The 26,112-nt window shown below is 44.7% G+C and carries 25 protein-coding genes and 1 riboswitch; of the genes, 6 read left to right on the top strand and 19 right to left on the bottom strand.

Annotation, left to right across the window (positions count from 1 at the left end; genetic code table 11):
- The first annotated feature begins 4 nt into the window (after positions 1-4).
- Positions 5-196, top strand: a riboswitch (Lysine riboswitch).
- 133 nt (positions 197-329) lie between these two features.
- Positions 330-1,790, top strand: coding sequence for an amino acid permease (locus FPZ44_RS00900; RefSeq protein WP_144986532.1), 1,461 nt, complete (start codon positions 330-332; stop codon positions 1,788-1,790).
- A 116-nt stretch (positions 1,791-1,906) separates the two neighbouring features.
- Here FPZ44_RS00900 and FPZ44_RS00895 read toward each other — a convergent pair whose 3' ends face one another.
- The 6 genes from FPZ44_RS00895 to FPZ44_RS00870 all read right to left on the bottom strand — a co-directional run bounded on the left by FPZ44_RS00895 (position 1,907) and on the right by FPZ44_RS00870 (position 7,680).
- A complete protein-coding gene (locus FPZ44_RS00895; protein ID WP_144986529.1) occupies positions 1,907-2,749 on the bottom strand; it encodes a DUF4097 family beta strand repeat-containing protein in 843 nt (280 codons plus the stop codon).
- 89 nt (positions 2,750-2,838) lie between these two features.
- Complete coding sequence (locus tag FPZ44_RS00890) at positions 2,839-3,546, bottom strand: CPBP family intramembrane glutamic endopeptidase (protein ID WP_144986527.1); 708 nt, start codon at positions 3,544-3,546, stop codon at positions 2,839-2,841.
- A gap of 223 nt (positions 3,547-3,769) precedes the next feature.
- On the bottom strand, positions 3,770-4,675 hold the full coding sequence (locus FPZ44_RS00885) for a transglutaminase domain-containing protein (protein WP_186785864.1): 906 nt from the start codon (positions 4,673-4,675) through the stop codon (positions 3,770-3,772).
- A 286-nt stretch (positions 4,676-4,961) separates the two neighbouring features.
- Entirely contained in the window at positions 4,962-5,912 is a 951-nt protein-coding gene (locus FPZ44_RS00880) for an alpha/beta hydrolase (protein ID WP_186785863.1), read from the bottom strand.
- Between the two features lie 96 nt (positions 5,913-6,008).
- The gene (locus tag FPZ44_RS00875; RefSeq protein WP_144986521.1) at positions 6,009-6,668 is read right to left on the bottom strand and encodes a bifunctional 4-hydroxy-2-oxoglutarate aldolase/2-dehydro-3-deoxy-phosphogluconate aldolase; all 660 of its coding nucleotides are present in this window, start codon (positions 6,666-6,668) and stop codon (positions 6,009-6,011) included.
- Positions 6,661-7,680 carry an ROK family protein gene (locus tag FPZ44_RS00870; protein WP_144986520.1) on the bottom strand — a complete coding sequence of 340 codons (1,020 nt, stop codon included), beginning with the start codon at positions 7,678-7,680 and terminating at the stop codon, positions 6,661-6,663. Before FPZ44_RS00870 ends, FPZ44_RS00875 begins: the two co-directional genes overlap by 8 nt.
- 215 nt (positions 7,681-7,895) lie before the next feature.
- Here FPZ44_RS00870 and FPZ44_RS00865 point away from each other — a divergent pair, with 215 nt between their 5' ends.
- The gene (locus tag FPZ44_RS00865; RefSeq protein ID WP_144986518.1) at positions 7,896-8,105 is read left to right on the top strand and encodes a hypothetical protein; all 210 of its coding nucleotides are present in this window, start codon (positions 7,896-7,898) and stop codon (positions 8,103-8,105) included.
- Between the two features lie 137 nt (positions 8,106-8,242).
- Here the strand turns inward: FPZ44_RS00865 and FPZ44_RS00860 are convergent, their stop codons facing one another.
- From FPZ44_RS00860 to FPZ44_RS00815, 10 genes are all read right to left on the bottom strand, one after another.
- The gene (locus FPZ44_RS00860) at positions 8,243-8,725 is read right to left on the bottom strand and encodes a DinB family protein (protein ID WP_144986516.1); all 483 of its coding nucleotides are present in this window, start codon (positions 8,723-8,725) and stop codon (positions 8,243-8,245) included.
- Positions 8,726-8,746: 21 nt separating this feature from the next.
- Positions 8,747-9,247, bottom strand: coding sequence for a HugZ family pyridoxamine 5'-phosphate oxidase (locus FPZ44_RS00855; protein ID WP_144986514.1), 501 nt, complete (start codon positions 9,245-9,247; stop codon positions 8,747-8,749).
- Positions 9,248-9,296: 49 nt separating this feature from the next.
- Positions 9,297-10,073, bottom strand: coding sequence for an ABC transporter ATP-binding protein (locus FPZ44_RS00850; RefSeq protein WP_144986512.1), 777 nt, complete (start codon positions 10,071-10,073; stop codon positions 9,297-9,299).
- A 1-nt stretch (position 10,074) separates the two neighbouring features.
- The gene (locus tag FPZ44_RS00845) at positions 10,075-11,061 is read right to left on the bottom strand and encodes a FecCD family ABC transporter permease (RefSeq protein ID WP_418789112.1); all 987 of its coding nucleotides are present in this window, start codon (positions 11,059-11,061) and stop codon (positions 10,075-10,077) included.
- 53 nt (positions 11,062-11,114) lie between these two features.
- Positions 11,115-12,185 (bottom strand): ABC transporter substrate-binding protein, encoded by a 1,071-nt coding sequence (locus FPZ44_RS00840; RefSeq protein WP_261378158.1) that lies wholly within the window; start codon positions 12,183-12,185, stop codon positions 11,115-11,117.
- Positions 12,186-12,407: 222 nt separating this feature from the next.
- The gene (locus FPZ44_RS00835; RefSeq protein WP_144986508.1) at positions 12,408-13,940 is read right to left on the bottom strand and encodes an AbgT family transporter; all 1,533 of its coding nucleotides are present in this window, start codon (positions 13,938-13,940) and stop codon (positions 12,408-12,410) included.
- Between the two features lie 194 nt (positions 13,941-14,134).
- The gene (locus tag FPZ44_RS00830; protein WP_186785862.1) at positions 14,135-14,809 is read right to left on the bottom strand and encodes a YkyA family protein; all 675 of its coding nucleotides are present in this window, start codon (positions 14,807-14,809) and stop codon (positions 14,135-14,137) included.
- A 22-nt stretch (positions 14,810-14,831) separates the two neighbouring features.
- Positions 14,832-15,749, bottom strand: coding sequence for a polysaccharide deacetylase family protein (locus FPZ44_RS00825; RefSeq protein WP_261378157.1), 918 nt, complete (start codon positions 15,747-15,749; stop codon positions 14,832-14,834).
- A 174-nt stretch (positions 15,750-15,923) separates the two neighbouring features.
- Positions 15,924-18,050, bottom strand: a complete 2,127-nt coding sequence (locus FPZ44_RS00820; protein WP_144986504.1) for a DNA topoisomerase III — start codon at positions 18,048-18,050, stop codon at positions 15,924-15,926.
- Between the two features lie 167 nt (positions 18,051-18,217).
- Positions 18,218-19,006: an SDR family oxidoreductase gene (locus FPZ44_RS00815; RefSeq protein ID WP_144986502.1), complete on the bottom strand. Its 789-nt coding sequence runs from the start codon at positions 19,004-19,006 to the stop codon at positions 18,218-18,220.
- Positions 19,007-19,247: 241 nt separating this feature from the next.
- Between FPZ44_RS00815 and FPZ44_RS00810 the strand changes: the two genes are divergently transcribed.
- Complete coding sequence (locus tag FPZ44_RS00810) at positions 19,248-19,724, top strand: glutathione peroxidase (RefSeq protein WP_144991614.1); 477 nt, start codon at positions 19,248-19,250, stop codon at positions 19,722-19,724.
- 159 nt (positions 19,725-19,883) lie between these two features.
- Here FPZ44_RS00810 and FPZ44_RS00805 read toward each other — a convergent pair whose 3' ends face one another.
- Entirely contained in the window at positions 19,884-20,360 is a 477-nt protein-coding gene (locus FPZ44_RS00805) for a MarR family winged helix-turn-helix transcriptional regulator (RefSeq protein ID WP_144986500.1), read from the bottom strand.
- A 320-nt stretch (positions 20,361-20,680) separates the two neighbouring features.
- Between FPZ44_RS00805 and FPZ44_RS00800 the strand changes: the two genes are divergently transcribed.
- From FPZ44_RS00800 to FPZ44_RS00790, 3 genes are all read left to right on the top strand, one after another.
- Positions 20,681-21,022 carry a DoxX family protein gene (locus FPZ44_RS00800; RefSeq protein WP_144986499.1) on the top strand — a complete coding sequence of 114 codons (342 nt, stop codon included), beginning with the start codon at positions 20,681-20,683 and terminating at the stop codon, positions 21,020-21,022.
- A gap of 180 nt (positions 21,023-21,202) precedes the next feature.
- The gene (locus FPZ44_RS00795; RefSeq protein ID WP_144986497.1) at positions 21,203-22,591 is read left to right on the top strand and encodes an MFS transporter; all 1,389 of its coding nucleotides are present in this window, start codon (positions 21,203-21,205) and stop codon (positions 22,589-22,591) included.
- 413 nt (positions 22,592-23,004) lie between these two features.
- On the top strand, positions 23,005-24,795 hold the full coding sequence (locus FPZ44_RS00790; RefSeq protein WP_261378156.1) for a glycerophosphodiester phosphodiesterase: 1,791 nt from the start codon (positions 23,005-23,007) through the stop codon (positions 24,793-24,795).
- Positions 24,796-24,932: 137 nt separating this feature from the next.
- Here FPZ44_RS00790 and FPZ44_RS00785 read toward each other — a convergent pair whose 3' ends face one another.
- Complete coding sequence (locus FPZ44_RS00785; RefSeq protein ID WP_144986493.1) at positions 24,933-25,634, bottom strand: AIM24 family protein; 702 nt, start codon at positions 25,632-25,634, stop codon at positions 24,933-24,935.
- Positions 25,635-25,645: 11 nt separating this feature from the next.
- Complete coding sequence (locus FPZ44_RS00780) at positions 25,646-26,086, bottom strand: hypothetical protein (protein ID WP_144986491.1); 441 nt, start codon at positions 26,084-26,086, stop codon at positions 25,646-25,648.
- Positions 26,087-26,112: the final 26 nt, after the last annotated feature.

Genomic DNA, 26,112 nt, shown 5'->3' with positions numbered 1-26,112 from the left:
CCAAAGGTGAGGTAGAGGTTGCGGATGTTATTAGTACGTGAAGGGAGACGGGAAGCGTCTACGAACTTCACAGAAAGGAACACCCGCCGAAGTCTGTACCATTCTAACTTCCAAGGTGCAGGCTGGGGCTGCTGCCGAAAGGCGCAGCACTGCCATATTCGGATTACCCGTCCGTCTATGGAGCGCTATCTTGACCAAGGGGCTAGTTGAGACGGAATATAGAGCCGTCCTAGCGATTATCGCTTAGACGGTTTTTTTATATTTTCGGAGGCAACTTGCACCTTTTCGGTCATACTATTACCTAACATCTAAGGAGTGTGCCGAACATTATGAGTAACACAAATAATAGTCAACAATTGCAACGGCATTTAAAAACAAGACACTTAACGATGATCGCACTAGGCGGTTCGATCGGTACAGGCTTATTCCTGGCAAGCGGCGGCGCAATCGCACAGGCAGGACCAGGTGGTGCACTGCTTGCTTTCACCGCTGTGGGCATTATGGTTTACTTCCTAATGACGAGTCTCGGTGAACTCGCTACCTATATGCCAGAATCAGGCTCATTCAGCACTTATGCTTCCCGATTTGTTGATCCAGCGCTTGGGTTCGCTCTTGGCTGGAACTTTTGGTTTAACTGGGCAATTACGATTGCGTCCGAACTTGTAGCTGCTACATTAATTATTAAGTACTGGTTCCCGGATACGAATTCGTTCTTATGGAGTTTCTTATTCCTTGGCATTATTGTAGCGTTGAATTTATTGTCCGTTAAAGGTTATGGAGAATCCGAATACTGGTTCTCTATGATTAAAATCGGTACCGTTATTATCTTCCTAGCGGTCGGCCTACTTATGATTTTTGGCATTTTAGGCGGTGAGCGTACTGGGTTTATCGGATTCGATACGTTTACTACAGGAGACGCGCCGTTCCATGGCGGCCTACTTGCAATACTTGGCGTATTTATGGCAGCAGGGTACTCGTTTCAAGGAACTGAGCTTGTCGGTATCGCAGCTGGTGAAACTGATAACCCACGTGAAAGTGTACCAAAAGCAATTCGTCAAATTTTCTGGCGCATCTTGTTGTTCTATATTTTGGCTATTTTCGTAATCGCAATGCTTATTCCATACACAGATCCGCGCCTGCTAATGGGTGATGTTACGGATATTAGTGTGAGTCCGTTCACCTTGGTATTCGAAAAAGCAGGGATCGCATTTGCAGCTTCTGTTATGAACGCGGTTATCCTTACATCCGTGTTGTCCGCAGGTAACTCCGGTATGTACGCATCCGCTCGTATCGTATACGTGTTGGCGCAGGAAGGAAAAGCTCCTCGCTTCCTTGGCAAGCTAAGCAAACGCGGCGTTCCCGTTAATGCGATTTTACTAACAGCTTCCATCGGTATGCTCGCTTTTCTAGCTTCCTTCTTCGGAGACGGTGCCGTTTACTTCTGGCTATTGTCTGCGTCTGGTATGTGCGGCTTTATCGCTTGGCTCGGTATCGCGATCAGTCATTATCGCTTCCGCCGTGCTTATGTGAGTCAAGGACGCAAGTTGGAAGATCTCGCCTATCGTGCACGCTGGTTCCCATTTGGGCCGCTGTTCGCATTTGCGCTATGTCTAGTCGTTGTCATCGGTCAGAGCTTACCGATTCTTGTAGCTGGAGACTATCATTGGCTGGATATCGTGATGCCGTATATCGGACTTCCGTTATTCCTTGCTGTATGGCTGGGCTACAAAATCAAATTTAAAACAAAAGTTATTCCATTGGATCAATGTCAGCTGGATAGCCCAGAATAAGAGTTAGCTGATGGCTAATGACAGCTGATACAAACGCTAATTATGCATCATATACGCCGTAAGGCTTAATGAGAAAGAGCCCGCTCTCTGTCACAGACAGTAGAAGCGGGCTCGATTTATTTCTTGCTATTATTATGGACTGTTCCTGACACTCGCTCAATGGTCGCATCTCCAGACGTATCAGACTCGATACGAACATCGCCTTCAATTTGTTCTATACGCAAGTCTCCGCTTTCATCCTCAACCGTAACATTTCCTTTTACTTGTTCAATCTTTACATTGCCGCTATCATCGATGATCGCTACCATTCCGATATGATTCGATATTTCAAGCTCGCCTGATTCATCTTTGATATTCACATTTCCTTGGCTACTCGTAAGTTCAATATCGCCAGAATCATCCACCAGTTCGAGATCACCCTTCACTTTTTCGAGCTTGATATCACCTGATTCATCGGTAACTTTGACTGCACCTTCTATATCTTTCAGTTTCATATCTCCTGATTGGTCATTAATTATGATAGGACTAGTAATTCCAGAAACAGTGATATCGCCTGATTCATCGACAATGTCTAACTCAATACGCCAAGGTACTGTTAACGTTATGTCCATCTGGCTTAGTACATCTATTCCAAATGAAGAGGATGGCAAAGAATTAACGAACTCTGCTTCTTCCCCACTCTCCGTGAGCGTCATCTTAAATTCCTCGCTCGGGATATTTTCCGTACGTTTAATCTTTGCTACCGCTTCTATTTTATCGGTTTGATCGCTACCAATTATCGTAAGATCACCTGATGGATTACTAATCCGAAGCTTCTTAATAACCCCCGCTTCAATTTGTGCTGTTTGTTGTTCTTCTATGATCTTGTCTGTACAACCTGATGCAATCGTCATCAGAGCTGCCGTCGCCAATGCGTAGCTAATGGTTTTTATCCGTGACTTGCGCCGTCTGTTCAACATATCCACCCCATATTTTGTATCTGTTTTCTATTCGACGGAACTTCCAGTTTTTCCCCTTCAATATTTTATTCTAGAACATCATTTTTTTATTAACCAAGTGATGTCAGCAGCACAGCGATCGCATTCAAGACACTATGAATAATTATCGCTGGCCAGATTGAATTTGTCCGTTCATATGCCCACGCAGTGATTACACCGCACAAGAAGTTAACCGGCATCGCATTATACGTGGGAATATGAATAATCGTAAAAATGAGCGAACTAATAAGAATGCCCCCACCGATACCAAGACGTGTACGCAACCAACGATATAAAAACCCACGATAAAAAATTTCCTCATAAATCGGTGAAATAATAGCTGCTGTTATAAATGAGATAGAAACAGCGAGCACCGTTACATTTTGCTGCATCGCCTCTGTTTTACTATTATCATAGGAATTCCCGACTAGAAGAACAGACATTTCCATAACGATTACGCTGCCAACAAGATATAACAACGTCCAGCCAATAATCCGCCACCAGTCCTTTGCTGGAAATGAGCGCAAGCCTACTTCACTCCATGACAGCTTTTGTGGACGAAGTGCGATAACATACACCCCTAGTAACAGAACAACAGCAATGGTAAGCCCCATCAGTGTTCCCGAATACAATTCATTGCTGAGCCACTCTGTATACATAGGTGCTACTACAAATTTGATAACCCCAATAACAAAGCCGAACTCTAGTAGAAGCAATGCTGCAAACTCTTTCCATGTCCAGTTATCTTGTGTCTTCCAATTCATTACGGCGCTCTTCATATGCCTTACTCCTTTGTCTCGTGTGATTTACATTCACTATATTGGGTGACGTAACGTCACCTGCAAGCACTTTTTTGAAATTATTTCTGTACGAGTTTTTAGCCAATAAAAATAGCCCGTTGCCTCCCAAGGGAAACAGCGAGCTATGCTCTCTTCTTTTTCAAGTAAAAAAGCAGATAACAGCCTTAACAAGTTTATGCTTAGTTCAGCATTTACTGGTCACTTATTTATTCTGCTTATACGATTGCGTTGCCTGTGGAAATTTTGCACGGTCCCACGTATGATCTCGCCCAATTTCCTCATCACTGAGCAAGAAATACGTATGCAAAATACGATTGCGTTTGTCTGGCACAGGGTCATTCCATGTAGCGTCCACATGATACCACTGATTATTTAACTGCACGATATTCCATGCATGCAGTTGTCCACCCGCATTGCCTTCAACGACGCGACTCGTTATCCCTGCATCTTCATATAATGCTTGCAATAACAAAGCATATCCTTGGCAAACAGTGCTGCCTAACGTAATCGCCTCATAGGCGGTGAACCTTGTCATTGTCGCATCATAAGCAAGCTGGTCCACAACAAAGTCATGCAGGATTTTCACGATTTGCTCATCACTCATGCCAGGCGTAATTAACCGTTTCACTTGCTCTTTCGCATATTGACGAACTTGCTGGTACTGCTCATACGTTTCTCGATACTGAACATATACAGACACTAATGCTCCTTTTCCATACGATTTCCAGTGAAACGTATAACGACTGACGTTATACCGAATAAACGGGTTAGAGTAAAGAGCATCGTTCAGTACATCAGTAAGCACCTGACTAAATTGATCGATCGATCCCTCGTACTTAAATTGGATCATTGTGGTTCGCTCGGCCAACTGTTCTGCAAGCCAGCTCTCCATCATGTGCTCATCAGAAAAGCTAACAGATGAAGATTCTGCTTCAACATGCGGCCACGATATATAACTGCCCCACATCAATACGAAAATAATCGTCGCTATCATCATTCGCATACTTCGATGTATCCACTGCGAGCGATGATCAGCCCGGTGCTTCAACATACGTTGTCTTCTACTTGGGCGAGTGAATATACAAGCCTTCTCTTCCTCTTGATTCATCAAGCCACCTCCATATATGGCAAGCCTTATCATAGGATGATCCATATCGTAGCACAGTGCCTATAAGAAGGGTGTCACGTTATGGAAAGCTCGCTTGTCACTCCCATTTGCCGTTTCTTGCAGTACTCGACAACGTCTTTCATACGTTGAGCGTTTAGGAGACCTTATGCACAATAGGAAGCAAGATTAGCAGATTGACGCTCAATAAGGAGGGCGAATAACATAGAGCCATGACTGAAATTTAAGCCCATTCTACAAAAAAAACGCCCCGCAAGCACAATTATGCTTACGAGGACGCACATGTATCAGAACTATTTGAAGAAGCTGCTGCATGCTTTACATGCTTATGTAGAAAAGGCAGGACAGCCTCCCAAAATGCTGGGTCCTGTTCGGAACAGCTATGTCCATTCGTATGGACGAACATATGTGGCAATTCACAAGGTAAATCTGTTACAATCCCTTGCAATTCCGAAGGTGGAATAAACGTATCACCCATCGAGTGAATCATATACAGCGGCACTCTTCCTGAACGCCTCCGTTCATTGCGAAGTATCGTCTCCCGAATATTAATGGCATCGAACTCCGCCTTATTAATTCGAGCACGCAGAAGCCAGATCCGAGGCACAAGCTGCGCCAATGGAAAAATAGGCAGGCCTCTTCGCTTCAACTCAGCTGTTATCATCGTAAATGGATTAGCTGGCATCGAATCCGTTACAATCGCCTGTACCTCTAGTCCTTCATCTAACGCCAGCATGGCACCAAAGCCGCCTAATGAATGACCAATGATGCCTATTCGTGCAGCATCAAGCTCTGGACGGGTGTGAGCATAGCGCACGGCCGCAAGCAAGTCATCACGAAATAGCAGCGCAGATGGCGCCTTCACCGCACCGCTTTCCCCATGGCTTGTGACATCGTAGACAATAACAGCATGACCCGCTGCTCGAAATGGCTCCACATAGCGCAGCACACGAGAGCGATTGGAAGCCCAGCCATGAGAAATAATAATGACAGGCAGGGGCTGGCTACTAGGCTCTTGCTGCTCATCAGTAGGCCAGAGCAACCAGCCTCTTAGCCATGCACTGCCTTGAAATTCAATAGATTCAAACTTCCCTGTTGGCTGTACTTCGATTGGCATTCTTCGCGGCGATTGGCTTTTGACAGACAAGCGCCAAATGACAAAGAAAAAGAGAAGAATTAACACAACAACAGCAATGATAAACAGACTAATGAATGGCATATCCACCTGACCTCCTCTCATGTATATTCCTTAGCAAAGGCAGCTTAGCTATAACTAAAAACAGTCTACTGAACAAAACTATCTTGTCTTGCTCTACTAGCCTAGATGTCGCACAGTATCCACCCATTTAGAAGCATGATCCTCTAGCTCTTGCCATGCTGCTGCTCGAATAAGATCACCGCGAACGAGCTTGGAGCCAAGGCCAAATGCCGATGCTCCTGCCATCCAATATTGCTGCACATTATGCAAATCAATACCACCTGTCGCCATAAGCGGGATATGGCCGAGTGGACCACGCACTTCACGTATATACTCTGAACCGAGACTACCAAGCGGGAACAGCTTTAATACCGGCGCCCCTGCCTTCCATGCACGTACCATTTCAGTTGGAGTCAATACACCCGTCCATACATCGATTCCTCGGCTTTGAGCAAGTTCAATCACTTTCTCATCTAGATTAGGCGTAATTAAAAATTGTGCCCCACTGTCCAAAGCTTCACGCGCTGTTTCTTCATCTATGACCGTTCCAGCGCCGATAAATACCTGCTCTCCGAAGCGTTCGCGCCACCGGGATACGATAGCAGCCGCTCCGTCTGTATTCATCGTTACCTCCAACAATGTAACTCCGCCGCGAATCAAAGCTGCCGCAGCCTCATCAGCTGCCTCTCCCGTATAACCGCGGAATATCGCAACGATGCGCTGCTGCAGCAATGTAGCTGTCGCAGCTGTATGTAAATGAGGAACTGCCTTAAACATGGCAATCACGCATAGAATCTGACGTAGAAGCAGCCGCTTGAGATGACGTAGAGGTTAGTTGGCTCCATCTTGTTCGCGCGAATGCTGCACTGCCAATGACACCGCCATCATCGATCAGTTCACCTTGGCGAATTTCCAACTGCTCCAAATAACCATGATATACATGACGCTTCAGTGCTTCACGAACCGGAGCAAACAATCGCTCTCCTGCCAAAGAACCGCCGCCGCCAATAACGAGAACGTCTGGACTGTACGCGGTAATCGCATAGGCCAACGCTTTACCTAACACGGTACCCGTATGCTGCATGATAGATTTGGCAAGCTCATCTCCTTGATCGTATGCTTCTGATACAAGTGCTGCCGTCAAGCTTCCAGCTTCATAAGCTTCACGCAATATGCTGCTTCGGCCTGCCTCCAACGCCTCTTTCGCTTGGCGAACCAATCCAGTAGCGGATACAATGGTTTCCACACAGCCTGTCAGCCCACAACCGCAAGGTGTAGTTTCCCCATCCATTGCGACATGGCCAATCTCACCTGCCATAAAACGATGGCCATAGTACAATTCTCCGTGTGCAACCGTTGCCGCAGACATCCCCGTTCCGATAGTAACACCCAGAACTACTTTGCCATCTCGACCAGCACCGCTCATCGCTTCACCATACACATACATTCGAACATCGTTATCAATAAACACAGGAACACCTACAAGCTCCCCCAGACGCTGAGACACTTCAACATCCGTCCACTTCAAATTAGCAGCAAATATCGTAACACCGCGAATAGGGTCAATGAATCCTGGGCATCCCGCACCTACCGCAAGCAAACTGCTTCGCTCAATGCCGTTCTTCTCTAGCAGCTCATCAACCATCGAAGCCATTTTCTGCAATACGTGCTCTTCCCCAAGCTCGGTTTCAGTTGGTTTCTTCACTTTATCAATAAGCTCATACTGTTCATTCACTAATCCGCAAACGATGTTCGTACCGCCTAAATCAATGCCAACCATATAACGCACGATAGCTCCCCCTCAATTATCCCAATTGATCTTCCTTTTTCTTATTCCTTATTATACCATCCATTATCCTAGGATGAAGTGTCTTCCTAAAACTCAATTGATGAAAATTTGACGAAAATAAGATAGAAAAAAGGAAGACTTTGGCTTAGAAAACGATATATAATAGCAATTGTAGTCTTTTTTGCTTACGAATCTACATGATGAGGTGATTTACGTTGACCTACGTCGATATTAGTACAATAAGTCCACAGCTATTTGTAACGGTATTGTTTTTCCTACTAATTGTGTGCCCGCTTGTTAGCCTTGGTATCGTTCGCTTTTTCCAACAGCGTACCAAGCAAGGCTTTATCTATATTGCCATCGCCATTGTTTCCTACATAGTCTTTCTCATCGTGGCTGACTTCGTTGCCAAGACGTGGCAGTAACCTAATACACATCTCAAGCATTTATCAAGTATAACTAGTTTTCAATTATGTTTATCTCACATATACCGCAAACGAAAACAAGCAGACCTCCGAGAAGGTCTGCTTTTCTTATTCTGTATACTCTCTATTATTTTACTTTAGCCTTGAGCGGCATCGTTCTGCTGAGCAGCCAGCTTGCGGATATATGAAATTTGACCACTATGAATACCGGTATGATACATGGCCCGTCCTAATGCTTCTCGCGGCGTTGACGTACCGATCGGCGTTTTAATTGGTTTATCCCAATCCTCTTGCGGCAGATCCTTCATTCCAGCTATCAAATGCGCATTAGCTGATACAGAAAAGGAAATTAACTCTGCCATCTTACCAAGCTCTACCGAAACAGTCTTAGGTGGTCCAGCAGTCAAAAAAGTAACATCAGCAGGCGTTTCACGCTTGAAGAACCAATCTGCAAACATATACTCTACCTCAGCATTATGGCGAATCAAATAGGCAATCGTGGGAAACGAATCTGAAATGTTCAAGTCCATGTCCGCTTCTTGTAAACTCTCTATCATCGTTTGGAATCGGTCACGCACTGCACTCCAAATCGGTTGAACAGCTTCAAATGGATGCGACATCTTTATCAACCTTTCTCACAATTATTCCTTTTCTTTGCGATCCACAACAACATGCTCCAGCACACTGCCGGATAAGTTCACATTGAACGCTTGGCCGAAACCTACCACATAGCGACCTTCAACTGGAGTAAGTTCGAATAAGGAGAAATCAAGTCCTCGCAGCAGCTTCATCATACTTTCACCAAATGCTGCATCGAACTGAGCAAAAACATCTTCATGACCTTCATTACCTAGATTAGCAGTCGTACATACCCAACGAGCACGCTCACGTGCAAACACATTCGGAGATTTCGCTTCATCAGCAATCATCATCACATGAATGTGTTCATTGCTGTCCACGTAATAATAATGATCTGATATTCTACTAATATAAATATAGAGCTTCTCGTTGAATTTCACGACTGGAGCGTAGCTAATAAAAGGTATTCCCTGCTCGTTCGTGCTACTAATCACGATGGATTTGCAGCTTTCGATAAATTCAACATAGCGTTGTTTGGTGGCTTCCATATCAATTGGTTTCATAACAATAACTCCCTCATCAATGTGTCTACTCAGTTGTTTCATCCACGTTTCATGCGCGCTTCAGCGGATGAATACGCGGATATTCCACTGCCTCAACGTACTGAACTTCTGCTTCTACTCCATATACCGTTCGAATCATTTCCGGTGTCAGTACATCGCGCGGTTTCCCCGTAATATGTATGCCACCATTCTGAATCACGTAAATTTTATCACTATACGCGCTCGCCTGATTAAGATCATGCAGTACCATAATGACGGTGATTCCAAGTTCCTTATTCACCGTACGAACAAGTTCCAGCACCTCAAGCTGGTGCGCAATATCCAAATATGTTGTAGGCTCATCCAACAGCAGCACTTTCGGCCTTTGTGCTAGTGCCATAGCAATCCAAGCTCGCTGAGCTTCTCCACCCGATAAGGAAATGACAAGTCGCTTGCGAAAAGGCTCCATTCCTGTGTGCAAAATGGCCCAGTTAATAATGTCATAGTCCTCTACATTTAAGCGCTCGTACCACTTCTTATGCGGATATCTGCCATAGGAGACAAGTTCCTCTACCGTCATATCTGCGGGCGTTTGATTCGATTGACACAGGATGCACATCAATTGGGATATTCGCTTGCTCCCCATAGCGCGCAGCGATTCTCCCGCAATGCACACTTGACCGCTTGCACAAGGAATCAATCTAGACATGCCCTTTAGCAGCGTCGACTTGCCAGAACCATTTGGTCCGATAATGGAGACAATTTCGCCTTTTTTAACCTGCAGGGTGACATTTTTTACGATCGTCTTATCCTCATAACCAATCGTTACATTGCTAGCTTCCAGCATGTCACATATCTCCCTTTCTCATCAGATATAAGAAGTAGGGTCCGCCTACTACTGCCATGACAATACCTGCCGGAATATCCATCGGAGCGAACAACGTTCTGCCCAACGTATCTGCTACAAGCAGTACAAGCGCTCCTAATCCGATGCTCATCGGTATCATATTCCGATAATCCGAGCCTACCAGCAATCGCGCCATATGAGGAACGACAAGCCCAACGAAGCCAATCATACCAACCGTAGCAACCGATACACCTGCCAAATAAACAGCGGTGAACGACAATACGATTCGAATCCGGTTCACATTTTCACCTAGATTCAACGCTGCCTGTTCGCCGAGACGAAGCACATTCGCTTGACGAATGCAGAAGATCGCCGCAATCCATCCTAGAATGGAGTATGGCAAAATCATCGTTACATCTCCCATTCCTTTACCGGACATACTACCGTTCAGCCACTGCAGCGCTGCAGGCAGCTTATCACTGTAGAGTAGGGACAAAAGACCGATAATACCGCCGAAAACGGAGTTAACCGCTACACCCGACAAAATGACTCGAACAGGAGACAACCCTTTCTTTTTCCAAGCTAGTGCATATACCATTATCGCTGCCACAGTGCCTCCAATAATCGCTGCGGCTGGTACAAACGAAGAATAGCTCGGCATCACTAGCAAAATGAAAAGCACAGAAACAGCAGCACCGCTAGATACCCCCGTCAATCCAGGATCAGCTAGAGGATTGTTCATCACCGCTTGCAGCAATGCACCTGAAATCGCAAGATTGGCACCTATGATAACGGCTAACACGACTCTTGGAATGCGAATGTCCCAAATAATCGTATCTGGCACCGCTCCCCCATTCCCCACCAAAGCAGCGATAATTTCAAACGGTGAGTATTTTACACTACCTAATGCAATCGATAAGATGACGGCAATGACTAGCAGGAGGAATGTCAGTCCGATCGTTATGCTTTTATTTTTATAGGCGAGCACGGGTCTTCCTCCCATTCATTATCAAAACATGATATTCATTTATTGCCAGCAGCTTATTCGTACAATTGTTTAAACATATGCTCGTAAGCTTCTCCTGCTTTAACGAGTGAAGCTACACCGAAGAGATTATAATCCAGTGCTTTCACTTTACCGTTCTGGAACGCATTCAGCTTCTCCCATGCGCCGTTCTTTTTCACATCTGATTCAAATTTCTTAAGCGCTGTATTCGGATCACCATGTGAAACAAGCAATATGACATCAGGGTTCGCCGTAACTACATCTTCCATATTTAAAGAAAGATACGTTTCATCGGATTTCAGCACTTCGGATACAACATTTGTCGCTCCCAACTGCGCCGCGATACTGCCAGGGAAAGTTTTCTCATTCATCATCATGAAGGATTCAGCAGTACCGAACAGAATCATCACCTTCGGTGCAGACTTACCTTGTGCTTTGACGATCATTTCAGCTTCTTGCTTCGCGAGATTATCGAGCATTTCCTTTGCTTTGTCTTCTTTGCCGAATACTTTGCCCAGTACGACAGTGGACAACTTTAACTGCTCTAAGGAATCAGAAGGAATATAGGCTGTTTTGAGAGATGCTGTCTTAAACGTCTTCTCCAAGCTATCTTTAATGGAAGCAGGCCCGATCACAACATCCGGCTCCAGGCTTGTAATCTGTTCAAGATCAGGCTTGAAGGCAGAACCAATTCGCTTCACATCTTTAAATGCTGCTGGCAGTTCCAACGTCGAAGTCGGAACACCTACAGGCGTAACACCCAATCCATGTAAAATTTCAGAAATCGATACAGAAACAACAACAGCCTTCTCTGGTTTCTTATCTCCAAATTGTGCAGCCAGTTCTGCTACTTCCGCTTCATCAGCTTTGAAAGTTCCGCCCACTGCAGCTGTTTTATCTTTATCTGTTTGTGCATTTGATTTATCTGTCTTTGACTCTGAGCTTGAAGTCGAACCGTGAGAACCATGAGAGCCGTGTGCACTTTGCGCTTCATTCGCTTGCTTATCTGCTTGGTTTGTAGATGTATCATTTCCGCATGCTGAAAGTACAGCTAGCAGCATCAAACTTGCGATCATCATACTCCATTTACGTTTACGAGAATTCATGTAGAAATAACCCCTTTGCAACAATAAAAATATTGTCGATAAAATATAAAATTATGATATTTATGATAATGATTATCAATATCACAGGAGTATATTATCATTTACTTATATAAATTTCAATCTAATTGATAAAAATTATCATTCTCACTGGAGCTTGGCTATAAAAAAACTGCCTCCCAGCCCAATGCTGAGAAGCAGTTCTCCATAATCGTTTATTTATTATTATTTCATGTAAACGCCAGTACCTGGTCCGATGTCTATGCCAGCGAACATCCAAAGGAAGAGCATAATAACCCAAGCAATTGAGAATGCAATCGAGTATGGAATCATCGTTGAAATTAGCGTACCGATACCTATTTTCTTATCGTACTTTTGCGCGAACGCAATAATAACGGCGAAGTACGGCAAGAGCGGTGAAATAATGTTTGTTGTCGAATCTGCAATACGATATACGAGCTGTGTAAACTCTGGTGTATATCCAAATTGCATCATAATTGGAACGAACACAGGCGCCATAATAGCCCATTTTGCCGAAGCCGATCCAATGAATAGATTAATAAATCCACAAATTAATATAAAGATCAGAATCAATGGAATGCCTGTAATACCGGAGCCTTGCAGTAGCTCTGCTCCTTTAATTGCAAGAATCTTACCAAGATTCGTCTGTGTAAAGTAAGCTACGAACTGTCCCGCAAAGAATGCCAATACAATGTAGCTTCCCATGCTGGACATTGTGTCACCGAACATTCTAGACACATCTTTGCTATTATGAATAGACTTGGTCATTTTACCATAAACAACACCTGGCACTAGGAACATAATCAGAAGGATTGGCACAAGGTGCATGAAGAATGGCGAACTAACGATATCTCCATCTCCACGAAGTGGTCCCCAAGATGGTAACACGAGTAAAGACAACAATCCACATGTTACAATCAATGATACCAATGCGCCCCAAAGGCCTTTCTTCTCTTCCTTTGTAAGGTATTGCAGCTCACCGACCTCTTCGCCCTTGTACGTTCCAAGTCGAGGTTCAACGATTTTATCCGTAACGAATGTACCGACAATCGTAATTAGGAATACCGATACAGCCATGAAGTAATAGTTTCCTGCAACGTTCAGGCTTGCCGCATATTCAGCGTTGAATGGCTCGACAGCCATACGAGTTAACTCACCTAACATTGGATCTAGCGATGTCAGGAACAAGTTCGCACTGAATCCACCGGATACACCCGCAAATGCAGCAGCCAAACCAGCAAGCGGGTGACGCCCCATGCCTGCGAACAGTACCGCTCCAAGCGGTGTCAATACAACGTATCCTGCATCAGAAGCCATACTGGACATAACGCCACCGAATACGAGTGAAGCTGTAATAAGCTGACGTGGTACAGAAGTTACAAGACCGCGCAAAGCAGCTGTAATCAAGCCAGAACGCTCAGCTACCCCGATACCGAGCATCGTAACAAGTACCGTTCCTAGAGGTGCAAAGTTCGTAAAGTTTTTAACTGCATTTTCAAATACATATTGAAGACCTTCTTTGCTTAGAAGGTTCATGACCGTTAGCGTTTCGCCAGGCTTTGTCGGATCAGCTACGCTTAATCCAATGGAAGACAAAATAGCGGAAACGACCATAACGAGCAATGATAGTAATGCGAACAGCATGACAGGGTCTGGAAGCTTATTCCCGACCTTCTCGATGCCATCAAGGGAACGCATTAATAGACTTTTTCTTGTATGGCGTTCTTGGGATCCCATTGTCACTTTCCTCTCTTATTTAAAATGTACACCATGGGAGGACATTTGTATTTTCGTTTTTACTATTATATTAGATCCAATTTTATAAATAAATAGTATTTTTGCATTTGTAATAAATTACCTCCAATATTATTGTAATAGAAATAAAAGAAGGGCATTCGCCCTTCAAAAGCATCTTCTCTTCTCGCATCTAGTTACTTGGAAGAGTTAGCTTTATCCGTTTGAATGCCCGCTGCTTTATAAAAAGCATCTTTATTCGTATTAAACTGTTCTGTGTACTGATTAAACTGTTGTTTTAACTGATCCACTTGCGTCCACTGCTGGTTGCGCTCACGCACCGCCTGCTGAAGCTGCTTCAAGTTCGTCTGTTCAGCTTTGAGCTGTTCATACAACGCTCGCTCTGATGCGATCAACTTTTCGTATTGTGTCGCCAGTTGCTGAACCGTTTCGTAGCGTTTCGTATAAGCAGTCAATGCTTGCGCAGCTTGCTCTTTGCCTTGTGCAGTCTCCAGCTTATCCACTTGAGACTGTGCCTGCTTAACATGCTCATAAGCAGCCGTTACCTGCTCTTTCACTTTCGTCATAGCCTGCTGGCGTTGATCCAATGAAGACATCGTCTGTGTGATCAGCGTCTGTACGTTCACGTTGCTGCGCTCGCCCTTGTCCAAAATGGTATTGTACTGCTTCTGATCTCTAGCTTCTAATTGCTTTAGTTCTTCAAATGCTGCTGATGCTGCACTTTCCGTTGAAGCAGCCTGCTCAAAAGAACTAAACAACTTCTCACTTGAAGGCGCCCCGCACGCTGCCAGCATCGTTGCCATAGCGACGATCAATGCTATAATGCCAATTTTATTTTTCCAAAACGTCAACTTCGATCTCCTCCTACCCTGCTTACAGGCGCTCATCATGATGGAAGTTCACGACAAAATGAGCATTAGGGTCGTATACTTCAAATTCATAACCTTGTGAACTAATATACTCAATGATTTCCGGCAGTATTTGAACGGTTTGCTTGCGATCATGCATCAAAATAACTTCTGTATCCTTCTTCAAGCCTCGTTTCACTTCATCCAGCATTCCAGAAGGGTTTCTTGCGTATTGCCAATCTAGTGTATCCAACGTCCAGTCCCACATCTTAAAGCCTGACTCAGCGATATCATCACGAAACGGCTCTTTAATCTGCGGCGCACTGCCATAAGGGGCACGAATAAGCTTCGTCGTGACGCCTGTCGCATCTTTCACCAGTTGTTGGGCTTCATTAAACTCTTCGATAAAGTTATCGGCATTTCCGCTCTTATACAACTTCGTGTAATCATGCGTCATACTGTGCAGCGCTGGATAATGACCTTCATCTGCAATTTGCTTTACAAGATCCGGATGCTGCTGCATGCTGTTGCCTAGCATGAAAAATGTTCCTTTTACGTTATGTTCCTTCAAAATACGAAGAATCTCTGGTGTATGTGTGTTAGGTCCATCATCGAATGTCAAATAGGCAACTTTACGCTTCATGCCATTGTACATCGTAGGCGATTGCTTTTCTTTTGTTACAGTATCAAATGCAGCAACGTTAGTAACGACATGTTGTCCTTGCTTAGAGGCTGTCGACATCCCGTCATGGCCCCACAATTGTTTGCCAACTGTATATATCCCATAACCGATACCAACCAATAATGCCAGTAAAATAATACGAAGAATCCATTTTTTACGTCGGTTATTTCTCCGTGAATCCACCCTCACCATGTTCGTATTTCTCACGCCAACTTCCACTTCCTTCAACTTAATCTGACCGAGTATGACCACTTTCGACATTAACTTCTTTGATTCTATCAAACTAAAGTTACGCAATCATTACAAGATTTTCAGATTTGGGTAAATGATAGAGAGGAAATTTTGGAAGTTTTATAGAGGGAAAGTAAACAGAAACACAAATAGCTTTGTCCCTCCTGTACGCCAAGGAGAGACAAAGCTATTACATCAATCAGACTATTCGTCTTGCTTTGCTAATGCCGCCTTCAACAAGTCTCCTAGATTTGAACCAAGGGACTCTTGTTTCGTATATTGCTTCACAAGCTTCCGCTCTTCATGCTTCTTCACTTTGCCACCGGCACCGTCCAATTTCTCAATGACGTTGCACGGCAAACATTGAAAGAACTTGCCGCTCTTGCCTGTCTTCATTTCCATACGTTTACGGCACTGCGGACAACGGCGGTTCGAAAGCTGCTTATCTGCCGAGCGCTTGTAGCCGCACTCCTTGTTCGGGCAGACCAGAGTCTTGCCTCGCTTGGACTTCCGCTCCAGCATCCGAGTATTGCAATCAGGACAGTGGCTATGGGACACATTATGCGGCTTATACTCCGCTTGACTTGCTTTAACACCTTGCACAAGCTGCTTTGCCATCTCGCGTATTTGCTGCATAAAGTCGCCTGAACGACGCTCACCGCGTGCGATGCGCTCCAGTTCACGTTCCCACTTCGCTGTCAATTCTGGCGTTCTCAACTCGGATGATACGAGTTCAATAAGCTGCTTGCCCTTGCCTGTAGGTTTCAGGTGAGCACCCTCACGCTCAATGGTGTCACTAGACACGAGCTTCTCAATAACATCAGCACGAGTCGCAGGGGTACCAAGTCCATGCTTCTCCATCTGCGTTAAAATAGAAGCTTCCGTATGACGAGCAGGCGGACGCGTCCGATCCCGCTGCACATAGAGGCGCTTCACATTTACGGTGTCATTCACGTTAAGGCGAGGAATTCGCTCTGTCTCGCGCGCATCTGCGGAACGGCCTTCTTCCTCTTCGTCGTTCCAATCATTATCATACGCTTGGCGCCAGCCTTGCTCTACAACTGTACGCCCTTTCGCTGCGAACGTCTCATCGCCGATACGAAGAGTCAACGCGACTTGCTCCCATTCGGTTGGCGGTAAGAACAACGCTAAGAAGCGGCGTGCAATAAGATCATACAGCTTGCGCTCCTCTGGAGAGAACTGTGCCAAACGCAACGGCTCATCTGTCGGAATAATCGCATGGTGATCCGTTACTTTGGCATCGTCTACAATACGCTTCGTAATTGGCAGCGTGCGCTTCGCCAATGTTCTTGCCAAAGCAGCATAAGGACCTGCTGCCATCGCTTCCAGCCGCTCCTTGAGCGTACCTGTCATATCCGAAGAAAGGTGACGACTGTCCGTACGCGGATACGTAACCGCCTTGTGCTGCTCATAAAGACGCTGCAGCACGTTGGACGTCTGCTTCGCTGAGAAGCCGAAGCGGCGGTTCGCATCGCGCTGAAGCTCTGTCAAATCATAAGCGAGCGGATGCGGCTCCTGGCGCTTCGACTTCTTCAAGTCAGTGATGACAGCGCGCTCATTCGCAAGCTTCTCCATGCGCTTCTTCGCCGCATCCAGATCAAATTCGCGCGCATCGCCATTTGCTCCGCGCCACATCGCTTCATAGCCGCCCATATCGGCAATGAGCTGATCGAATTCCTGCGAACGGAAGGCAGCAATGTCCTTCTCGCGCTGCATGACAATACCCAATGTCGGCGTCTGCACGCGGCCAGCAGACAAAGGTGTCTCGAACTTACAAGTCAAGGCTCTCGTCACATTTAAACCAACAAGCCAATCTGCTTCTGCGCGACAACGAGCGGATTCATAGAGACGATCAAAGTCTGTACCTGGACGCAGCCGCTTAAAGCCTTCCTTAATTGCCTTATCCGTCTGCGAAGAAATCCATAAACGACGAAACGGCTTGCGCCAGTTCACTTTTTGCATAATCCAACGTGCCAGCAATTCGCCTTCACGAGCTGCATCCGTCGCGACAATCAATTCCTTCACATCTGCACGCTTCATCAGCTGCTGTACGATCTTGAATTGATGCGACGACTCACGTAATACCGTCAATTGCATCTTATCTGGCATCATCGGCAAATCTTCAAGATTCCACTGCTGATACTTTTTGTCATAGAACTCCGGCTCAGCTAATCCAACTAGATGTCCTAATGCCCAAGTGACGATATATTCCGAACCTTCTATATAGTGCTTATGATTGTCACGGCAGCCCAGCACACGCGCGATCTCGCGCCCTACTGAAGGCTTTTCCGCCAATACGAGAATTTTCATTATGTTTTCCTTTCCTTGCACGATATACGGAGTCAAAAACGATATCGATTCCGTGTTGCAACAACGATAATTCATCTATTATAGCATGTCTAACTATAAGACGCCTTGCGGCACCTAAGCTTAGAAAGGCGATAGACGAAGCATAGCCGTTTCTCTTTTATCGTTTTTTATATCGCTGTAACCGTACCACCATCTGCAAGCAAAGATTGTCCTGTCATATAGCTATTTGCAGGAGAAGCAAGGAAAGCGATAAGACGTCCCATCTCCTCAGGGGCACCGTATCGTCCTATCGGAATACGTGCAGCCTCTGCTGCTTGAATCTCTTCAATAGAGATTTGTCTCTGCTCAGCAGCCAGCTCATCCAGTTGTTCAACTCGATCTGTTGCAAATCTACCCGGTCCAACTGTATTAATAAGAATACCCTCTTGTGCTAATTGAGGAGCCAATGTCTTCGCAAGACCTACAACACCAACGCGGAAGGTAGAAGATAGCATCAACGTCTCGATTGGCTGCTTAATGGACGAAGAAGTAATATTGATGATTCGACCAAAGCCTCCTTTTCGCATATAAGGAAGAACTTCACGAATAGCGCGAACGTAGCTAAGCAGTGTCAGCTCAAAGCCTTCTTGCCACATCTCGTCACTAAGCTGATCGAACTTGCCCGGCTTCGGCCCACCACAGTTATTTACCAAAATATCAACTGTTCCATAACGCTCCACGGTCATTTCCACAATGCGCTTGATCGACTCGGCACTTGTAATATCCGCCTCTACCGTCAGCGCTTCGATTCCTGTCTTCACCTTCAAACGAGCAGCCGCCTCCACTAAGCTAGCAGCACTGCGTCCTACCAATGTAACCTGTGCTCCTTCAGCAGCTAATGCCTCAGCCGCCGCATAACCAAGACCTTTCGATGAAGCTAATACGATTGCTACTTTCCCTTTCAACTGTAATTCCATCCATTCCACTCCTCTTGAAATATATAAAATAATGATCCATTATTTTGTGACAATTCATGCTCCTCACTCTTTCGACCTCTATGATCATAATCCTGCTCCACTGTTTGTTAACGTTTATCGGGGAATCCATGAGATTGTAAAGCTGAATATGCAAGGCAACATTGAACTGTATCATCATTTGCCTTACGATAAGAGCAACAGCCTGGCCCATGAAAGAAATGGAGCCAAGAAGGAGGAAAAAATGTCATCCATTTACGAAATAGAAGTGAAGAAGCCATCTGGAGAAGCAATCTCGCTAGAAACATACCGCGATAAAGTACTTCTTATCGTGAATACAGCTAGCAAATGCGGATTTACCCCGCAGTTCAAGGAACTTCAGGAACTGTATGAGCAATATCAGGCACAGGGTTTTGAAATTCTAGGCTTTCCTTGCGATCAGTTCGCAAATCAAGAATTTAGCGATATCGAAGAGACTTTGCAGCATTGTCAACTGAACTACGGTGTAACGTTCCCCATGTATGCGAAAGTAGATGTTAAGGGAGACAACGCCTCACCATTGTTCCAATATGTTACTGCTGAGAAGAAGGGATTACTCGGTTCAGATGTGAAATGGAACTTTACGAAGTTCCTTATCGACCGACAAGGCCGTGTCGTTAATCGCTACGCACCGCAGACAAACCCATCCAAGCTAGCTGCGTCTATTGAGGGCTTGCTCTAATCGAGTAACTTTCTATATTGTTAACAACTTACGTATACAAACTCCATATTTTCCATGATCAACATTAAAAACGCACCTATTATCGTTTTCATTGGCCCACTTACTGAATGTGGTTCTCCAATGTCTTCCGTAACAGGTGCATTTTTATTATTTAAATAGTTACTTAAAACCTTCACACGGCTGTGACAGGTCTTTATTTTCATTTAATTGAAATAAAAGATCGAGGAACTGCTTTCGCTGCTCAATGGAAATATTCCCTAGTAACCTATCCGATATTTCATCCTGAAGGGCAAGAACTTCGCTCAAATGAGTCTCTGCAAGCTTCGTGAGCTGTATCAGCGTTGCTCGGCGGTCCATCGGATCTGGAATACGTACGAGAAGCTTATCTTTTTCCAACGCATCTACAATATCTGTGACCGAACGAGCCTTAACTCCAATTTTAGCAGCGAGTTCATTCATACGAATACTGCCTGATTGGGACACGGTAGAAAGGAGTCGCAATCTCGGACCAGAGATTTGAAAAGGCACATCAAGTGCTGAAAGTTGGGCATCAAACTCCCGTTGAATGTGGTACGTTGTGCGAATTAGAACATGAATAATGTCTATTGATTGTGGAGTACTTGAATACGGAATCATGGTAAGACCTCCTTGACTTATTCCAATATACAATATATTCTCATCTAGCGCGCATTTTAAAGCGAGACCTCTTAATGAGGTTCCTCACTATTAGATATATGTCTTAGCGCCTTGTTACAGCTTACCCCCATTATGAGCTATTCCCTGAACAGTAAGGAGGGAGACTTTCACAGCATTATCGATGATGTCATTCATCTATCGTTCGTATAAAGAAAAGCGGAAAAACGCTCAATACGAAGTATAACGAAACAAAATAGTAAAATCAATTTCATACAAAGGGAACTAAATAAAGAAACAATATTTCTAGGAGGTAAATTTTCATGACCATTTTATCATACGTTCTTCAAGGACTACTCATTTTTATGTTTCTTTTTGCAGGAATGAGCAAAATCGTCGGTTCGGCTATGCAGGTACAAGCCTTTAAACAATTAAGACTGCCGCAATGGTTTCGAGTAGTAACTGGTTTAACGACTATGGTCGGAGTTATTGGTTTGATTATAGGTTTCTGGAATAAAGAACTGATTGCCCTTGCTGCACTCTGGATTGCATGTATCATGGTAGGTGCTGTTATTTCCCACATCCGTGTAAAGCATCCTTTTAAGCAAATGGTAGCTGCTATCGTTCTTCTCGTCCTAGCACTGATACTTGCCTTTATTCAATAAAGCGATAGATATGTTGACAAATAGTGTGTGGCCTCAGTATTATTAATTAGAGAGGTTACACACTATTTTTATAGTTATTATCTTTATTTCAAAATAAAATGCAATTTAAAGTGGTGTGGCTGTTGATTCAGCCCATTCAACATAAATTGGAGCATCGAGAAATGGAGGAAACATCACATCATGATCGATTCGAACAAAGCCGCTAACGCCGATAAATTGCTTCGCGTACTTGTTGTTACGTTAATTTTTTCTGTGATGAACGGTACGATGTTCAACGTAGCCTTACCTGCCATCGGTCAGGAATTCAGCCTTTTACCATCTCAGGTTAGTTGGATTATGACCAGTTATATGGTGCTTTATGCGGTAGGTTCTGTCGTATTCGGTAAACTTGCCGATAACTATCGCCTGAAAGATCTGTTGACGTACGGTCTCCTCGTCTTCGCCTTCGGATCAATCGTGGGGATGTTAGCTGCTGAATATTGGATGATTATTGTCGGTCGTATCCTGCAAGCTGCGGGAGCTTCTGTTCTTCCCGCTATAGCCATGATTATTCCAATTCGTTACTTCTCTCCGGAGAAGCGTGGACGAGCACTTGGCACATCTGCTATCGGACTTGCACTCGGTAGTGCACTAGGACCAGTCGTTTCAGGCTTAATTACTAGCGTCGGTAGCTGGCGAATGCTGTTCTTGTTCTCTTTGCTTCCTTTGCTTACTCTACCCTTCTTCCGTAAATACTTGGACGATGCAAAGGGCGAAGCGAAAGCGATCGACTTCCTTGGCGGTGGTCTATTAGGTGGAACCGTTGCGCTCATTCTTCTAGCGATAACACAAAGTAACCTATGGATGCTTCTAGGTGGGGTTGTACTGCTCGTTCTGTTCATTATTAGAATCCGAACGGCTGCCAATCCATTTATACAGCCAGAACTGTTCACCAATCAAAGTTACTCTGTCGGATTGCTGCTTACGTTTATGGCGACGGCGATGAGCTTCAGTATTACATTTATGACACCGCAATATTTGACTGCTTTAAATGAGCTTTCTGCTAGCAGCATCGGTTTCGTGCTGACTCCAGCCGCTCTTGCAGCAGCGCTGTTAGGACGGAAAGGCGGCAAGCTGGCAGACGAGCACGGTAACTCAGCTCTTATCAAAACTGCATCATTATTGATGCTGCTATGCTTCATGCTTCTATCCACCTTTGTTGGGATATCGCCTTATGCTATCGCAATCATTTTAATGCTTGGTAATGTAGGACAAACCTTTATGAGCATCGGAATGTCGAATACAATTTCCAGAACGTTGACCAAAGAGCAGACTGGAGTTGGCATGGGCTTGTTCTCCATGTTGAACTTTATTTCTGGAGCAATCGCGATGAGCGTAATTGGAAAAATGCTTGATAGCGGCTCCACTTCACTTCGTCTTAATCCATTTATGATGAATGAAAATGCGTATGTATACAGCAATATTTTTCTTGTATTGTTCATTGTTACGCTTATTGTGTGGGGTCTTTATCGCATTCAATTTGGCTCAAACGCAACTGCTGTAAGCTCGATTAAAGAGCAGACGAAGTAATCTGATTACTATTTTATTCCCAATTGTTAGTTCCCAAGTTTCCCCCTTCCTAAAAAGGCTCCTGATGTTCAGGAGCCTTTTTTTTATTTTACCTAACAAATTAAACTCCACCCTTAGTTGTTGCTTCTTTTCCAAGCCCCAATGCTGTTTCAAAGCTTTCAACAAGTAATTGATAAGGTGTATAGCTTATAGGGCTTGTCATGAATGTTTATGCCTCCTTATATTGAGTATGCTAACGAAGGGGATCACAATCTCCACAAAAAACGGTACATACTGGTGGGTAGCATTCAACATTGGACATTGGACTGATGCGTTTGCCATAATAATGTGTATAAATAGAAACAGACCTCTCTGACGTGTATGTGTGTTATATTGCGTCTGATTATGTAATGAACTGAACGAGGATGAACGATATGAATGATGCTATACCATCTAAAAAAAGCTTAGTCATGCGCATGACCCGCGAAGTATTGCGGGTATTGAAGTTGTCATGGCGTCCTTTGCTGCTATTTGAACTCGTATACAAATTGTTGACGATCGGGATATTTATTCCGCTTATGTCTGCGCTATTTAATCAAATCTTGGATTGGGGCGGCTATCAAGCGATTGCCAATCATGATGTCATCCGATTCCTATTCAGCAGACATGGAATGGTGAGCTTAATCGTGCTGGCGCCCATTGCGATTGCTATTATTTATACCGAATTCGCTGTACTCGTCTATATTGCTTATTACAGCATTCAAGGACGTGAGGTTCGGGTACGTGCCGTACTAATGAAAGTACTGGTACGACTGCCACAGCTCGGTCGAATCGGCTTGCTTGGCTTAGCTATCTACCTGCTGCTGCTCTTCCCGCTCTTGGATGCAGGGTTCGGTGCTTCGCTTCTTCCTAGCCTTTTTATCCCTGAGTTTATTACTAGTGAACTCATGAAGACGCTGGCTGGATTACTCGCGGTTGTAGGCTTTGGTGCTTTCATAATCGCAATGAACTTGATTTGTATTTATGCACTACCAATTCTCGTGTTAGAACGAGCGCAGCGCTTCGTCCAAGTCGTGCGTAAAAGTGCACGGCTGTTCTGGCGCAGCAAATTCACCCTTCTCGCCTTACTTGCGGAGTGGCTGCTTGTTGCGATTCTTATCGTTGTATTCTTCTTTATTTTGCTTGTACTGTTCCTTGTGCTTACGATCTGGATACTGGGTGAAAGCATCGCTATCGACATGGCACTTGGCATGATGATGAGCTTGGGGCTATACACCTTGTCCTTATTGCTCACACCTTTGTTCGTTATCGCAATCACTCGCGTATATATGGAATATACAGAGCCAAGCGATTATGCTGCCGATGAGGATGGCATTGATCCAACCTACTGGATATGCGAAAAAGGCAAGAAACAGCAAGTGAAGAAGCAGGGCGGCAAGCTCGTTACGATGATTATGCTGTTATGCATTGCATTTGGCTGGGGTCTTACGATGCTGTTTGCCAGTGAACAACCTGCTCAGCGGGATGAATTTATCCTTATGGCTCATCGCGGGGATGTTTCATCAGGCATCGAAAATACGATGGAAGCTTTCGAAGGAGCAGTGCAGGCGGGAGCAGATCGGATCGAATTGGACATTATGCAGACGAAGGATGGCAAGCTAGTCGTCTTTCATGATGAGAACTTGAAGCGACTAACGGGACATGACATCCCGATCTATGACATTACATGGGAAGAACTTCAGAAGCTTTCACTGCATGATAACGGACTAACGAGCCGTATCTCTACGCTTGATGAAGTCATCTCAACCTTCAAGGGTAAGACGAAGTTTACGATCGACTTGAAGCCACATGGCTTCGAGCAGGATTTAGTCGCTTCCCTCGTGAACACGATTCATAAGCATGGCATTCAAGATGAGGTATACGTACAAAGTACCGATTATGAATTTCTGCAGGAATTTAGAGCAGCAGCTCCGAAAATCAAAATTGGATATGTCATGTTTGCCGCATTTCGTTCGCTTCACCCTTATGATGTAGACTATTTTGCAATTGAGCAATCGTTTATTAGTTCTCGCATTATTGCGTCCGCAAAGCTTCTGAATAAGCCGCTATACGTGTGGACGGTGAACGACGTGGATAGTGCTGAACACTTCTATAAACTAGGAGTCGATGGAGTTATTACCGATATTACAGCCGATATTCGAGAGCATATCGACCTGCTTCATTAACAACCTGAAATTAGGCATTCGTATGTACGTAAAAAGGGATGACGAGAGTATACGACTCTTGTCATCCCTTTTCACTAGCACATAATCGAAAATTTGCAGACAACGGCACTATGAACTGCCACAGTTCCTATCGCCCCTTATTTTATAAACACACCACCGAATGGAATAACTTCGCGTAAAATACGCTTAATAAATCCGCCGCCCTCAAGATCACGCTCCAATTGCCCATCCGACTTGCTCGTTTGCAGCAGCACATAACCTTTCCCTGTTATTTCCCAATGATAGTTCATGTGCTGACTCGCTAAAGTGTTACCGTACACGACAGGCTTTAATTGTGCGTTCTCAGGATATGCGACTAGGCAGCTGACATCAACGTAAGTCGGTCGCACGGGATCGAGCTCCATCCGATAAAGAGGTCCATGCGAAATCACGCCAAGCAAGCCATCTTCAGCAGTAAACTTCATTTTGACGAGCTCACGTGTAATGACTGCATTTTTAAACGTCTGAACTCGACGATCCACTTTCATGCCCGCTGTGTAGAACATGACATGCTTCCATTCAAATAACAAATCCGACCCTGCTGTAATTGGAATCGTCTGCATGCTGAATCCCGTCGGCAGCCCAATCATAAACTTCACGGGTCCTGATATACGGGATTGGACGAATTTGCGTTTACGGTAAATACCTGCTATATCCATCAGCTGATCTTCTCGTTGTGCAGAAGCGCCTTGAAAGGATAGAATTTGCCCCGGATGAAGAATATAGACGACTTCGCCTGCCGCGAGCTCTATCGATAAAGCTTGTGATAATACCGCTTCTGCTTCATTAATAATATTCATAACTGCACCTGCTATCGACTGCGGTGACGGCTCCATACCATCACACGCATCACTCTAGTCATCACAAAATACAACATTAGTAAACCAACGGCCGTCGCTATGGTAATAAATATTCTACGTACCTGCTGCTTCTGCTTAAGCTCCTGCTCCTCCAATAGAAGCAAACGGTTCATTAGTTCTTCATTCTGCTTGCGCAGCTGATCATTTTCACCGTTCAGCTTGTCCGTCATCTCATGATAACGCTGTTGGGAGTCTTTTAAAGATTGCTCCATCTGATCATATTGGCCCTTAAGCTCGTTGAATTCCTTAGGCATCTCTGATATGCCCTCCATCCAATCCCACAAGCCTGCCTGCGCACTAGGAGCCGGATAACAGAACAACATAACGCTCATGATGAGCATGGCACACAACATTCCGGCACGATGATAAGCACTACGCTTCACTCGTCGCATACGCTCGCCTCCTTGAATGTTATTTA

The organism is Paenibacillus agilis (genome assembly GCF_007786455.1).
GTDB lineage: Bacteria > Bacillota > Bacilli > Paenibacillales > Paenibacillaceae > Paenibacillus_B > Paenibacillus_B agilis.
The sequence above is the reverse complement of the archived record's forward strand: the minus strand, read 5'-3'. Positions and strand labels throughout refer to the sequence as shown.

Coding starts and splice junctions, on each gene's coding strand:
- FPZ44_RS00895 (WP_144986529.1), bottom strand. CDS start 2,749: ATGTTGAACAGACGGCGCAAGTCACGGATAAAAACCATTAGCTACGCA.
- FPZ44_RS00885 (WP_186785864.1), bottom strand. CDS start 4,675: ATGAATCAAGAGGAAGAGAAGGCTTGTATATTCACTCGCCCAAGTAGA.
- FPZ44_RS00790 (WP_261378156.1), top strand. CDS start 23,005: ATGAATGATGCTATACCATCTAAAAAAAGCTTAGTCATGCGCATGACC.
- FPZ44_RS00840 (WP_261378158.1), bottom strand. CDS start 12,185: ATGAATTCTCGTAAACGTAAATGGAGTATGATGATCGCAAGTTTGATG.
- FPZ44_RS00875 (WP_144986521.1), bottom strand. CDS start 6,668: ATGTTTAAGGCAGTTCCTCATTTACATACAGCTGCGACAGCTACATTG.
- FPZ44_RS00900 (WP_144986532.1), top strand. CDS start 330: ATGAGTAACACAAATAATAGTCAACAATTGCAACGGCATTTAAAAACA.
- FPZ44_RS00835 (WP_144986508.1), bottom strand. CDS start 13,940: ATGGGATCCCAAGAACGCCATACAAGAAAAAGTCTATTAATGCGTTCC.
- FPZ44_RS00780 (WP_144986491.1), bottom strand. CDS start 26,086: ATGCGACGAGTGAAGCGTAGTGCTTATCATCGTGCCGGAATGTTGTGT.
- FPZ44_RS00850 (WP_144986512.1), bottom strand. CDS start 10,073: ATGCTGGAAGCTAGCAATGTAACGATTGGTTATGAGGATAAGACGATC.
- FPZ44_RS00800 (WP_144986499.1), top strand. CDS start 20,681: ATGACCATTTTATCATACGTTCTTCAAGGACTACTCATTTTTATGTTT.
- FPZ44_RS00880 (WP_186785863.1), bottom strand. CDS start 5,912: ATGCCATTCATTAGTCTGTTTATCATTGCTGTTGTTGTGTTAATTCTT.
- FPZ44_RS00815 (WP_144986502.1), bottom strand. CDS start 19,006: ATGGAATTACAGTTGAAAGGGAAAGTAGCAATCGTATTAGCTTCATCG.
- FPZ44_RS00785 (WP_144986493.1), bottom strand. CDS start 25,634: ATGAATATTATTAATGAAGCAGAAGCGGTATTATCACAAGCTTTATCG.
- FPZ44_RS00820 (WP_144986504.1), bottom strand. CDS start 18,050: ATGAAAATTCTCGTATTGGCGGAAAAGCCTTCAGTAGGGCGCGAGATC.
- FPZ44_RS00860 (WP_144986516.1), bottom strand. CDS start 8,725: ATGTCGCATCCATTTGAAGCTGTTCAACCGATTTGGAGTGCAGTGCGT.
- FPZ44_RS00805 (WP_144986500.1), bottom strand. CDS start 20,360: ATGATTCCGTATTCAAGTACTCCACAATCAATAGACATTATTCATGTT.
- FPZ44_RS00810 (WP_144991614.1), top strand. CDS start 19,248: ATGTCATCCATTTACGAAATAGAAGTGAAGAAGCCATCTGGAGAAGCA.
- FPZ44_RS00855 (WP_144986514.1), bottom strand. CDS start 9,247: ATGAAACCAATTGATATGGAAGCCACCAAACAACGCTATGTTGAATTT.
- FPZ44_RS00890 (WP_144986527.1), bottom strand. CDS start 3,546: ATGAAGAGCGCCGTAATGAATTGGAAGACACAAGATAACTGGACATGG.
- FPZ44_RS00795 (WP_144986497.1), top strand. CDS start 21,203: ATGATCGATTCGAACAAAGCCGCTAACGCCGATAAATTGCTTCGCGTA.
- FPZ44_RS00825 (WP_261378157.1), bottom strand. CDS start 15,749: ATGTCGAAAGTGGTCATACTCGGTCAGATTAAGTTGAAGGAAGTGGAA.